Source organism: Flaviaestuariibacter amylovorans (assembly GCF_039541815.1).
In the GTDB taxonomy this organism is placed as follows: Bacteria; Bacteroidota; Bacteroidia; order Chitinophagales; family Chitinophagaceae; genus Flavisolibacter; species Flavisolibacter amylovorans.
The window spans coordinates 253,546-266,903 of record NZ_BAABGY010000008.1 but is presented as its reverse complement, the minus strand read 5'-3'; the positions used below and the strand labels follow the sequence as shown (position 1 = coordinate 266,903).

General features: G+C 57.3%; 8 protein-coding genes. 1 reads left to right on the top strand and 7 read right to left on the bottom strand.

The window, feature by feature from the left end; translation table 11 throughout:
* Nucleotides 1-4: 4 nt before the first annotated feature.
* The 7 genes from ABD937_RS14820 to ABD937_RS14790 form a co-directional block, all read right to left on the bottom strand.
* Nucleotides 5-2,116: a bifunctional aldolase/short-chain dehydrogenase gene (locus ABD937_RS14820; RefSeq protein ID WP_345256536.1), complete on the bottom strand. Its 2,112-nt coding sequence runs from the start codon at nt 2,114-2,116 to the stop codon at nt 5-7.
* Nucleotides 2,113-4,074: an ADP-ribosylglycohydrolase family protein gene (locus tag ABD937_RS14815; RefSeq protein ID WP_345256535.1), complete on the bottom strand. Its 1,962-nt coding sequence runs from the start codon at nt 4,072-4,074 to the stop codon at nt 2,113-2,115. The genes ABD937_RS14820 and ABD937_RS14815 overlap by 4 nt, the downstream gene beginning before the upstream one ends.
* 9 nt (nt 4,075-4,083) lie before the next feature.
* Entirely contained in the window at nt 4,084-4,266 is a 183-nt protein-coding gene (locus ABD937_RS14810) for a hypothetical protein (protein ID WP_345256534.1), read from the bottom strand.
* Nucleotides 4,263-5,681, bottom strand: coding sequence for a purine-cytosine permease family protein (locus ABD937_RS14805; RefSeq protein WP_345256533.1), 1,419 nt, complete (start codon nt 5,679-5,681; stop codon nt 4,263-4,265). Before ABD937_RS14805 ends, ABD937_RS14810 begins: the two co-directional genes overlap by 4 nt.
* A gap of 222 nt (nt 5,682-5,903) precedes the next feature.
* Nucleotides 5,904-7,565: a RagB/SusD family nutrient uptake outer membrane protein gene (locus ABD937_RS14800; protein ID WP_345256532.1), complete on the bottom strand. Its 1,662-nt coding sequence runs from the start codon at nt 7,563-7,565 to the stop codon at nt 5,904-5,906.
* A gap of 18 nt (nt 7,566-7,583) precedes the next feature.
* Complete coding sequence (locus tag ABD937_RS14795; protein ID WP_345256531.1) at nt 7,584-11,063, bottom strand: SusC/RagA family TonB-linked outer membrane protein; 3,480 nt, start codon at nt 11,061-11,063, stop codon at nt 7,584-7,586.
* Nucleotides 10,964-12,013, bottom strand: coding sequence for a helix-turn-helix domain-containing protein (locus tag ABD937_RS14790; protein ID WP_345256530.1), 1,050 nt, complete (start codon nt 12,011-12,013; stop codon nt 10,964-10,966). The genes ABD937_RS14795 and ABD937_RS14790 overlap by 100 nt, the downstream gene beginning before the upstream one ends.
* Nucleotides 12,014-12,162: 149 nt before the next feature.
* Between ABD937_RS14790 and ABD937_RS14785 the strand changes: the two genes are divergently transcribed.
* Nucleotides 12,163-13,353, top strand: a complete 1,191-nt coding sequence (locus ABD937_RS14785) for an esterase (RefSeq protein ID WP_345256529.1) — start codon at nt 12,163-12,165, stop codon at nt 13,351-13,353.
* The last annotated feature ends 5 nt before the right edge of the window (nt 13,354-13,358 follow it).

Genomic DNA, 13,358 nt, shown 5'->3' with positions numbered 1-13,358 from the left:
TATATTATCGAACGAAGGCCGCAGGGACCCCTCCATCCACATTTAAAACGTTACCTGTCGACTTGCCCAGCAGCCCGCCCACAAAGGCAAAGCAGGCATTGGCGATATCATCCGGCTCGATCACCGTTTGCAGGAGTGTGCGCCGGGCATAATACTCCGGCAGCTCGTCTACCGGCACGCCGTAGGCTTTCGCCCTGCCCTCGGCCCATCCCCCGCTCCAGATATTGGAACCGGCAATCACCGCGTCGGGATTGACAGCATTTACCCGAATGCCATCCTGTCCCAGCTCGGCAGCACTGAGCCGCGACAGGTGCAGTTGCGCTGCCTTTGCGGAGCCGTAGCCCGCGTTGTTGGGTCCACTCACCAAAGCGTTCTTACTTACGATGTTGAGGATATCACCACCCATTGCTTGCCGGCGCAGGATCTCGACGCCTTTTTGCGTTACGAGGAACTGGCCCTTCACGAGTACGTCGTACAGAAGGTCCCACTCCTGCCCGGAATGCTCCTCGATCGTTTTCGAAATGGAAAGACCGGCATTATTGACGATGATATCCAGGCCGCCAAAAGCCAGAACGGCGGCCTCCGCTGCCGAACGGATCGTATCCGGCTTTGTGACGTCGAGCGGGGCCACGATAAACTGGTCCTTGCTCAGACATTGGCGCAGCTCCTGTTCCGCTTCGAGCAGGCGCGCGGTATTCATGTCATTGATCAGCACGCAGGCGCCTTCGCGTGCGAAGCGGAGGGCAATGGCCTTTCCGATCCCACCGGCGCTTCCCGTTACCAGGGCCACCTTTCCAGACAAGGGCTTTGGTTTCGGCATCCGTTGCAGCTTCGCTTCTTCAAGCAGCCAGTATTCAATCGCAAAGGCTTCCGGGCGCGGAAGCGCGGTATACTCCGACACTGCTTCTGCACCACGCATCACATTGATGGCATTGATGTAGAATTCGGCAGCCACGCGGGCAGTGGCCTTATCTTTCGCAAAGCTGAAAAGGCCCACACCGGGATACAGGATGACCACCGGGTTTTGATCCCGCATTGGCGGGCTGTCGGCACCCCGGTGCATTTCATAGTAGGTACGGTATCCCTCCCGGTAGGATTCGAACTGGGTGACGAGCCTGTCCCGCAGCGCAGGCGCATCGGAAAGATCCGCGTCGGCGGGAAGTTCCAATACAAGAGGCGAAATCTTGGTCCGAAGAAAATGATCGGGACAGGAGGTGCCCATTGCAGCGAGGCGTTCGAGGTCATTTGAAGCGATGAATTCGAGTACCCGGTCGTCGTCGGTGAAATGCCCGATCATCGGGCGTGCCGAAGAACAGAGCCCGCGCAGCACGGGCATCAGGGCCACGGCCTGCGCCCGGCGCTCTTCCGCAGCCCGAGTTGTGCGCTTCATGCCCCCGAACACGGTGCCCTTACTCCTTGTGGCCTCGTCGATATAACGCCCGCATTGCTCAATCACATCGAGCGAGTTGACATAGCAGGCATGCGCCGAATCGCCCCAGGTAAAGAGTCCATGGCCGCCGAGCATGACCCCGATGAGGGCCGGGTGATGCTCCACGCATTCCAGCAGCTTCAGCCCGAGGTCGAAGCCCGGACGTTGCCAATCCAGCCAGCCGATCTTTCCGTCGAACAACTCCCGGGTGATCTGCTTTCCGTCGCGGGCGGCCGCGATGGCGATCGCGGCATCGGGATGGAGGTGATCGATGTGTTTGAAGGGCAGCAACCCATGCAGCGGCGTGTCGATCGAAGGCGCTTTTGACGCGAGGTCAAAAATGCAGTGCTGCAGCAGTTCCACCATTTCATCCTCGTGTTCGCGGCCGCGATACACCTTGCGAAGCCGGTGCAAACGGTCTACGTACAATCCCGCAAGTCCGTCCCGGGTGAGCGTACCGATATCGCCGCCTGAGCCTTTTACCCAGAGCACTTCGGTATCGTGCCCGGTAAGCGGGTCGCGTTCCGTTGTCTTGCAGGAAGTGTTCCCGCCGCCATAGTTCGTGATCCGGAGATCAGCGCCCAGCAGGTTCGATCGATAGATCAAAAGCCCTACTTCGTCGCCCGCTAGTTCGGCGGCCCGGGCCTCATCCCACAAATAGCTTACATGTTTATAAACGGTTGTCATATGTCTTCTGTTTTGACGGAGAAATTTTCATACAGCGCTTTTTCTGCTGAATGAGCATTTTCAGAAACGCCGACGGGCACGGGAACATGCGGAAGAGTAAGACTCCAATGACTCTGGTGCGGATGCTGTCCTGCAAAATCCTTGAGTCCGAACTGAAGCCGGGTTTCGTCGATGACGCAGGTGAGTCGGATGCAAATACTGTTTCTTCCCGGCCGGAAAAAATGCCGGAAGCTGTGCGCGCCAGGCCAGCAGCGGCGAATCTCCCGGGAGCGGTATACGACTTTTTCATTGATGAAGACGTCGAACAAGCCGGTACAGCCCATGCTGATCCATTTTTCCGCAGCGGCAACCAGCTCTACCTCGGCATATAAGTACAAGGTGCGCTCGCCTTTGCCATATCCTTGCTGGAGCGGAATCTCGAAAGAAGCGCAATGAACGCGCGCCACCTCAAAGGGGCAGCGATCCCAATTTCCAGCGCGCGCGATGCGCGCTACTTCCTGCGGCGAGAGGAAGCTCGTGTCGGTATCCACCGCATCATGGTTCATATACTGCACCGAGGGAAGGCCGCTCGCGCCGTGATCGGGAAACCGGGGATGGCAGGGCTCGAGTCGACGATCATCCTGAATGAACGGACCCAGCAGCAACCAATTCCCGAAGTACGGGATACCGATCTCCTCTGTACCAACCTGCGTGCCGTCAACCCAAATCGCTACAGGAGCTTTAAGCGTAGTGGCAGGTCCGTCGGGGAGGGCCACCCTGACCGGTAGTTCGAACGTCTTTCGTTCGAAAGGACCAACGTGTTGCGCGCCCGCCTTGGATTGGCCATCATCGGGTGCGGCGGCATTTCGGAGCGCTACCTGTTGCGGTGTGGCCAATAGGTTTTCATAACAAAGACGCAACAGGTGGGTATCCGGCATCCGCAAATCATCCCAGCGGGGCAACGTTGCAGTCACACTATATTTTCCTGGCGCCGGTGTACCCGCATCGTCGAAATACTTCCGGAAGCGATCGCCTTCACGGCAGGTCCACTCCGCCAGCTCGGAGATCGTAGCCGGCTTAGTAATCCCGGTGATCGCATCGCTGATGAGCAGCTCGTTGCCGACACGGCGCTTCCAAACGTCAGGGATGCGCTCATAGCCACTGATGATGCCCACCAGGGCACCTGCCGTAGCCACGATACAGTCGCTGTCGTGGCCCATGTGCAGCGCCTCCGTAATGCACGAAAAGTCGCCATTGGATCGAAACAGCGCGAACAGCGTAAACGCGATATTCATCGGCGCCGAGGTAAAGTCCGCATCGCCGTAGGCGCTCTTGATTTTCCGCACCACTACATCAGCAGGCAGGCTTTTCTGCCAGCCCTCAACGCGGTGCACCATCGTTGCCATCAGGCAGTCGGCCGGAATCACGTTCAGCGCCTGCAGCAGCACCTTCGTGACATCCTCTTCGAAGAAAGCGATTGCCGCGCAAGCCGACAGGTATTGTTCGGCGTGTACACTGAAGCCTTCATGATCGAGGCTGCCATCGATGCCGGCATAGAAAGCGGCTCGATCCGGACGTCCGGCACAGAGCATCCCCCAGATCTCGCTCCGGATGGGGCAACCCATGCTGTTTTTCCAATAGCTGTTGTTGACGCGGCCGCTTTCGGGGGGCAGGATGCCGGCCCGCAGGTTGCGCGTGGCGATACCGTATTCGTTCCAGGGGAATCCCACATGCGCCAGCCAGTGCTCCGCAAAATCACGCTCACGCACCTGCGGGCCCTTGCGCATCACCATGTCGAGCCACAGCACCTGGAGGTCAAGATCGTCGTTCGGAAAGTTGGTATCGAAAAGCGCGTCGTTGATTTCGATGTTGTTGAAGCGCTTGAAGCCTTCGATCGGCGCGCCCAGGATGCCGCCGGCACATTTGCCGACCCAGCCGCCCAGCACTTTGTCAAAATATCGTTCTTGCGTCAGTTGCATGATGTGTACTTACCGGGGTGATTTCGTTTTCTTGTCAATGAAAAAGGGCGCTGTCGAAAACCAAAGCACGGCGCCGCCGATCATGAGTGCCTTGTACTGATCGAACGAGAGGCGTCCCGCGAAAACGAGAAACGCAGGAAGTGCTGTGAGCGTAAGACCGATATATCCGGCCAGTATCAATGCCTTTCTCATACGCGTGATAATTGAACGGTTGTGGGAGAGCGTTGCATGACCTTGGAGAAAATGATATAAAGGAAGGCGGCGATGAACCAACCGGGAATGGCCATGAAGAAAAAGAAGTCGAGGTCCCACCACTCGTAGAGGAGCCAGCAAATCGCCAGGGCCCCGACCCATGTAGCCGCGACCGCCCAGTTGACGATCCCGTTGCGCTTATGGGAATAATCGCGTTCTAGATGAAGCCGGTCGAAGACATACACTTCAAGCACCACGATTGCGCCCACTGGCGCCGCGATCAGCGCAAACCACGCCAGCAGGGAATCCAGTTTGGACACCACGCCTGGAAAAGAGGCGATCACTGCCGCCAGCACGCCGAGCCAGGCGGTGATCTTCCAACGCTTCGTGTTGGGAAAGATGCCTTGCACGGCAAGACCCGCGCGGTACAGCGTGGGGTTGGCCGTCGTCCAGCCGGCGATCACTACACAGATCACACCTGCCAGACCCGCACCGATGCTGGCCACCTGCCCCGGTGTCGGGTCAGCGATGCCCGACCGCAAGGCGGCGGCGCAAAGTATTCCCGAAGAGATCCAGGCCATGAAGTGCCCGATGAACATGCCCGCGATGGAGGCGAGTCCATAATAGGACTTCCGCGCATACCGGTAGATGAACGTATCGCTCAGACCAATGTGCATGGCCGTATTGCACAGCCAGGAGAAAAACAGGATATGCCACAAGCCGTACTTGGCCATGCCGGGAGCGGGCGTGCCGGTCCAGATCGTGGTGTTCGCCACCGACCAGAAATCGCTGATGGAGTTGACACCCAGCTGTGGCAGCGTGGCGATGCCCGCGGAAAGGAACACCCAGGGCATCCAGGGCGTGCTGATCTTGGCGAAGCGCGACACCCAGTCGATTCCCTGTATCGCGATGATGGTGATGAGGGCCACCAGAACTGAAACGAGTATGATCCAGGAGGGCCCGTTGGGAAGCATCTGCGTGAAGCCGGGTGTATCGAGGCCGGCAACCAACCCGATTGCCCCGGCCGAAACGACCGCCATGAAAGCTGCAAAAGCTACCGCCTGCAGGCCGGACAATGCATTGAAGATGGACACCAGCTTGTATCCGCAAATGCGCTCCAGCTGGTAAAACAAGGTAAGCCGTGTTTTTACGGCCAGAGGAGCGCAGATAAAGGTCCAGCTCAGCGTGGCGAGGATATTCCCGAACAACAGCCCAAGCACCACATCGGTGGCCGATGCGCCATGCAGTACAAACAAGGGCCCGATCACGAACTCGGTACCGGCGATGTGCTCGCCGGCCACGAGGGCAAGAAAGTCCTTGAATCCTTTTGTCTTATGTTCCGGCACCGGCTGCCGCTCGTAGTCGTTGATCGCGTCCAGCTGTTGGTTCAGCGACGCCTTTGGCTGTTCACTCATGGAGTTCGTAGGGTTTAGTCAATGTCTTTTACGCAGCGGAAGCCCACGTGCATCAGCGACGATTCGGGTGATGATCCGGAACGCGCGGTGATCCGGTAGCTAGGGCACCAGCCCGGCTCGTAACAAATCGTATCACGGCTCTCTTTCCCGTGCGCCTGGAAAAGGGCCGCCATCGAAATAGCGGCCCGTCACGATTGCTAGTGTATTCATGAGAAAAACTATCTATCCTGGGTTCTGCGCGCCGGTTCCCAACTGCGGGTTGAGGGTCAAGTCGTCGAGCGCGATCTTCAGCAGGATGCGGTTTGCGTTCCACGCGAATGTTTGTGTGCCCCGGATAAGGGGGGCCACTTCCGCAGCCGGGTACACCGGGCCGTTTTGCGCGTTATACGCAGCCATGCGCTTCCAGCTCCAGAACTCGTCGCCTTCAAATAAAAGTTCGCGTCTCCGCTCCTGAACGATTTCGGCAATGAGTCCGGCCTGCGTTCCGCCAATCGCGGGGTGCGCAAGGGTCCGGTCGGCGTATCCCGTAATTGCTCTCCGCCGTATCAAATTGTAATCGGCCAGGGCATCCGCCAGGTTTCCCTGCACGGCATTGATCTCGGCGCGCATGATCACCAGGTCGGCCGCGCGGAGCAGGGGAAGCGACTGCATCCCGATCAGCGTTTGCTGTGTCTGCAAGCCCCACTTTTGCGAGAAGCGTTGGTTACCCACGCCGCCTGTAAACGAAAAGTTGGCGGTCAGTTCCGTGAAGCGGCGGTCATTCAGCGGGTCGTCGAATAAGGGGCTGGTGTTCACCGGTGACCCTGCAGGCGGATTGGGTGTGGGACGTGCGAGGAACCAGCGGGCCTGCCCGCGGTTGAACGGATTGCCGCCACTTTCACTTGTAAGGTTTTGCGACGCGGTGGTATATCCTTGCGTGGCCGACGTGTTGTTGACCAGCCGCAGGATCTCCTCGGAATTGGCAGGAGGCGCCTGAAATCCCACTGCGTTGAACGGGACTTTTACGTCTGTTTGAAGGGCAAATGTTCTTCCACCGGTTTCCGGCGTCGAAGCGATGGCTCCGGGTGTCGGGCCGAGCACCCGGTTGATCAGCTCTTTTGCCTTCTGGTACGATGCCGGTGTCGCCTGCTGAAAGTTCACTTTGGCCTGCAGGGCGATTGCGGCCGCTTTGCTGGCCCGGAAGCGGTAGGCCGGATAGGCTGCATGCTGCACCGGGTCGTAGTTTGCCGGCAACAACAAGGTCGCCGAATCCAGGTCGTTCAGGATACGCCTGTAGGCGTCTTCGACGCTGCTACGCCCAACACCTACCGTGCCGTCGCGCGAGATATCCAGCGCGAGCATAATCCCTCCGCCGGCCGCGTTGGAATTATGTCCGTACTGGTGGCCCCAATACCGTACCGCCTGAAAAAAGCAGAGGGCACGAATGAAGTAGGCTTCCCCTAGGAGCCGGCCTTTTTGTATCGGGAAGTCGGCGTCCTGAGGAGGATCGTATTGTGCATAATACAATACGCTATTGGCCATGGCGATGCTCGCATAGAGGTTTCGGGAAAGACGGCCCAGCGCGGCGTTGTCTTCAAGCAGGCTGAAGTTGTAGGCGAGGTTGGTTACGGCTGCCGCGCTGCTTTGCGGTGAGGGAAAGGTGGTGCGGCCACTGGCCATCGCCTCCGCAAACAGGATGTGGTCGAACCCGGAAGCAAACTGGAGGTTGCCGGCGCCCTGCGCGATCCAGCGACCGTAAGCCCCGTTGATCAGTCCATCGAGGTTGGAGGTGCTCTTGTTGATCTCGCTGGATGCGAGCTCGAACGTAGGTGGCAGTTCCAATTTTTTGCAACTGCCCACAGCAATGAGGAAAGCGGTCGTGGCAAAAAGAAATATCTTTTTCATGAAAGTTGTTTTGTTTGATTAGAAACCGAGTTGCAGACCGAAAGTGATGTTGCGTGCCTGCGGCGGCTCACTGTTCGTTTGCCCGGCGGCGATGTTCTGCGGCTGGTTGTTGAAATCCTGGAAACCGATCGTGCCCACCACTTCGGGATCCCATCCGGGAAACTTTGTAAACAATAAAAGGTTGGTGGCATTTACGAAGAAATTCACACGGTCCATGCGCAGACGGCGGGTCAACGTTACCGGCAGGTTGTAGGACAGGCGAACGTTGCGCAGCCGGATGAAATCTCCCCGGTACAAGAAGCGGGTAGATTGCTGGTTCTGCGTGATCGGATTGAAAAACACGCCGGGATTGCTCGCGATATCGCCCGGACGCTGCCAGCGGTTTTCGACAAACTCCCGGCGTACATTCCGGTAAGTCTGCAGCATGAAGGCCTGTGTGCGCGCGCCTTCATCATAGATCCAGTTGCCCTGGTTGAAAGTAAACAGGAAGGCAAAACTGAGTCCTTTGTAGCTCAGCGTATTGGAGAGGCCGCCGGACCATACGGGTAACCCGGGTTTCCCATTGACAGGCGCGGAAATGCCTTCCCAGTTAACGTTGGTGGTGGTGCCGTTGATCCTCCCGAATGGGTCCACTACAATCCGATTATTGGGATCGTGAACGGGATAACCGTTAGCGTCGAGCACCTCTTTGCCGTCCTTCTGCATTCTGCCGGCATATACCTCGAAGCCCGTTTGCGGATCAACACCCAGATACATCGGTAGCCAGTAGGTCGACAAGGGCATGCCCACGAAGGTCCGGTTCACGCCGAAAGCCACTGCCGTCGGTGCCAGTCCGCCAAGGCTCACCACCTCATTCTGGTTGTACGCTGCGTTCAGGTCAACCTGCCACTTGAAGTTTTTTCCATCAATGATCTTGCTGCCGATATTGAGCTCGATGCCATCGTTGCGCAGGGAGGCGATGTTGGCGAAGTTGCGGCCGCCGACGATTCCCGAGGCAGGCGGCGGCGCGGCCCCGAGAATAAGGTCGCTCGTATTGCGGCGGTAATAATTAACGGAGCCATTGATCCGGTTGCGAAAAAATCCGAAATCGAGGGCCAGGTCAATCATCTCGGTACGCTCCCAACGGATGTTGTCGGCCAGTGCCGGAACCCGCCGGAACGGGTAGCCGATAGCCCCTCCGTAGAAGGCCCCGCCGATACCATAGCCGCCATAGGCGATCGGCTCTACACCGCCCGGGTTGGAGTTGCCCGTGAGGCCCCAGCTTGCGCGAAGTTTCAGGAGACTGACGGCTTTGCTGCTGCGGAGGAAAGACTCTTCGCTGAGCACCCACCCGGCAGAGAGTGACGGAAAGTTGGCCCAGCGGTTGTTTGCGCCAAAGCGGGACGAACCGTCGCGGCGGACGCTGGCGCCCAGCAAATATTTGCGTTTGTAGTTGTAATTCACGCGACCAAAAAACGACAGGTAGGAGAACTCATCGAGACGGTCCTGGGCGGATATCTGCCCTGCCACCTGTGTTGTATTCAGCGTGGGTGCCGCCGGCAGCAGGTTGCCCTGGATCCAGCTGCTCCGGGTTGTACTGCCGGTGTATTGCGAGCCGGCGACCACGTCGAAGCTATGGTCTTTGTACCCCGTCTTATAGGTAAAGTAGGTATTCGTGTTAAGTGTGTTGGACGACCGGGAGCGGGAGTCGGCGACTCCCTGCAACGTGCCCTGGGTTCCGCCGGCCGTGATCGTCGGATTCATATAGAGGCGGTTCACCTGGTTCACAAAATCAGTACCCACTTCCGATCGGAAGGTGAGTCCGCGGGTGATGGTATACTCACCATATATATTGGCCAGGTAGCGTTGCTGCTCTACGGTGTTGAAGTATAAGTTCTCGTCGAGGTAAACCAGGTTATTGACGGTCTGCGGTACGCCAAACAATGTTCCGTTCGGGTTCCGCTTCGGGAAGATGGGCAGCACGCTGTTCGTGGCATTCAGAAAGCCTCCGGGGTTAAAGCCTCCGGCAAATTGCGACAGGGGGCCGATTGGATACACACCGTTTTTTGAATAGCTGCCCGAAACCTGCGTTCCGATCTTGAACCGGTCGTTGATCCGGTGGTCGACGTTAGCGCGGCCGGAAAAACGCTTGAAGTCATTGCGGTGGAGAATCCCTTCCTCCCCCTGGTAATTGCCACTCAGGAAAAACTGGGTGCGGTCGTTCCCGCCTGCAGCGCTGATGCTGGATGTGATCACCTTACCCTTTCTGAACACGTCTTCAAAATGGTTGATGTTTTGTGCGGCAGTCTGCGCTGCCACCGAGCTATCATAATTGAGCGGCGGCACCGCATTCGAAAACCACTGGTTATAGCCGCCGTTAAGCCAGATGGCCGGTACGCCCCCGAGGTTTCCCTGGAAGGTAATGCCGGTAGCCAGCGAGTTCCGGATTGACTCCGCGCGCAGGTCCATGTATTCCTTGCCGTTCAGATAGTCTACCTTGTTGGTCGCTTCGTTGAAGCCATAAGAAACGTTGACGTTGATGCGGGTCTTGCCTGACTTGCCCTTTTTGGTCGTGATGAGTAGCACACCGTTGGCAGCACGGGCGCCGTAGATTGCGGAGGCAGCAGCGTCCTTCAGTACTTCGATGGACTCGACGTCGTTCGGATCGATGTTGGACATGGGATTAGCCGGTGGCGCTCCGCCGCGACCGGTGTTGGCAAACAAACCGGAGTTCTCCGCATCGACCGGCACACCATCGATAATATAGAGCGGGTCGCCGCTGGAAAAAATCGAGCCCGTACCACGCACCCGCACCCGCACGGGAGCGCCTGCCATACCGCTGGAGTTGGCTACACTAAGACCGGGAGCCAACCCCTGGAGGGCGCTCTGAAAATTCGTGGAGGCGATCTGCGCCACTTCATCGCCCCTGATCCTGGAGACGGATCCGGTGAGCGTGCGGCGCGATTGCGTACCGAAACCAACCACCACGACGTCTTCAAGCATCGCCGATGTGGACTCCAGCTGAATGGTGAGGCTGGCCCGATTGCCGACGGCGACCTCGCTGGCGGGATAGCCGACCCCCGAAACAACGAGTCGGGCATTCCGGGGCACGAGTAAGGTGAATTTCCCGGAGCGGTCGGTTGTCGTACCGGTATTCCGGTCTGATGCAACGGAGACGCTGATTCCTTCAAGAGGCTGTTTGTCGGAACGGGAAACGACCGTGCCGGAAACCGTAACCCGGTCCTGCCCGAAGACGACGGCAGAACAAAGGAGCGCTAATAGCAGCAACCATCTTTTCATCATAGCAAACATTTTTTGGACTGTTGATTGAGTATCCAAAATAGCCTGGCAGATGTGCTGGAGCGCTCCTATTTCACAAATAATACTGCTGTATTTGAGAAATAAGGGAACAAAAGGGCTTACGAAGCCTCGATATTCGCTTTTTGAAACTGACGCGGGGTGGTTCCGGTGTATTTCTTGAAATTGGTATAAAAAACCGATTCGGAATGAAAGCCGCAATCCATGGCGATGGAAAACATCTTGTTCTTGCTCGTCTTGCTGTCGAGCAGCATCCGTTTGGCTTCGTCGATCCGGTAGGTGTTGACGAATTCGGTGAAGGACTTGCCCAGGTATTTGTTTAGCAAAATGGAAAGCTGGTACGACTGGATGCCGATGGCTTTGGCCATTTTCTTTTCATCGAGGTCGGTGTCGATAAACAGCCGGTCGGTCTGCATCACAGTGGAAAGTCGCTCCAGGTACACATCGGCTTCCTCCTGTGTCACCAGTTGCTTCTTTCCCTTGGTCTCGGTCGCGCCCGCGAGTTTCTCGAGCCGGAATGTATTGGCTTCCTTTAGCCCGAAATAACCGACTGCCAGCAGTGCCACGGTCTCCACGAAAATAAAAAAGGGCTCATAGAGGGCATTGAACAGCGGTGTCCGGTCGTTGAAGAACAACTTTTTGGATACCACCATGATGGCTTCCACGCCTTTTACCAGTATGATCGAAACGAGCAGGTAAAGCCAGAAGTCGATATTCAGCTTCAGGTTCTTGAACTTGGTCTTGTACGCCGATATCTCTTTCCAGATCAAAGCGGAATATAGAAACAAGGAAAGCGAGGTGAGCGACACCACGGTTGCGTGGTTCGGCACCCTCAGGTAATTCGTGGCATTCAACGGCCCGATGATTACGCTTTGGAACAAGACGAAATAGATCAGGAAGAGAAAGGCGGGCACAAAATGAAGTGGCCAGCGGGCGGGGAGGCGCAACCGGAAGATCTGGTGGTAATATAATAGAAGTAGCGGGCCAAGGCAGAAGTGCACGAACTCGGTTACCACGAACAATTGCGGGTGCGAATCCATGTATCCACCGAAGCGCAGCAGCAGCTGCGACCCAATCAGGGAGAAATTGAACAGAAAAAACAGCGAAAGAAACAAGTTGCTCCTGTTGCGAAACACTCCATAGATACTCATGGCGATCATCAAATTCTGCAGACACGCCCAGATGTACAAGCCTTGAATCACTGTTTCTTTCTGTTTTATTGATGAAAAACGACTCTGTTTTTGCAAAACCAAACCGATAGCCACCGGTGAGCCGCGTACTTTGGAAAAGCCGCCGCTATATGAACCGACAACTTTTTTACCCGACGCTATGTCTGTTGCTTCCTGCACTGGCGCAGGCGCAATTAACCGACCGTAACGGAGGACTTCCCTTCCGGTACACCCATAACCAATTGCAATTTAGACTCTTTGCTCCAAACGCCAAAGAAGTTCGACTGGCCGGCTGGGATATCGTCAGCTACACCGGAAATGCGCGAAGCGGGGAAAAGAGTTTCCCGGGTATTCCTTTGCGCAAAGACAGCGCGGGCACCTGGACCGTCACCTTGCCTAACATGGACCCGAACCCCTACCAGTATTTCTATTGGGTGGACGGCGTGCGCACGCTCGACCCCGGCAACCGGAACACGCTCACTACGTACCAACAGCCTTTTTCCGTGGCGGAGGTCACCCGGCCTGGTAAGCCAGCGTTCTGGCAGCGACAAGCTGTGCCGCACGGAACCGTGCATCACCTCACTTATTTTTCGCAGGTGCTGCAAACCGAACGCCCACTGGTGGTGTATACCCCGCCGGGATACGAAACAGGCAGGGCTCTCTACCCGGTGCTGTACCTGCTGCATGGTGCCGGCGAAATAGCCGGATCGTGGATCGAAGCCGGAAAAGCGAATCAGATCGCCGACAACCTCATCGCGCAGGGACGTGCGCGCCCCTGCCTCATTGTTATGCCGCTGGGCCACCCCGACGGCCTCGACGGACGTGTGGACAGCAACCTGCTCGCCGGCCCGCATCGGTTTAGCTGGATGGAAAAGGAGCTGCTGGAAAACATCATCCCGCTGACGGAACGGAAGTTCCGTGCCCGGCGCGACCAGCGATACCGGGCGCTGGCAGGCCTGTCCATGGGCGCTGCGCAAACCACCTACATCGGCCTGCGCCATCCCAACCTGTTTGACTATATAGGCATCTTCAGCGCGGGCGACAAAAACCTGCGCGGCAACCATGCCGGCTTCATGTCCGATCCGGCGAAAGCAAACCGGGAACTCAAGCTGCTGTTCCTGGGCGTTGGCGACCGCGACCGGGTTGGCCATACGCCGGGTGAAGGGGAAAGCGGCATTTACCATCAATGCAAGAACATGAGCGAGCAGCTTTCCGCAAGCGGCATCCGGCACCGGCTCAGGATCCTGCCCGAAACCGATCACACGTGGTATGCCTGGCGCCGGCTACTCCATGACGATTTTCTACCGGCCCTCTGGAAATAAAAAAT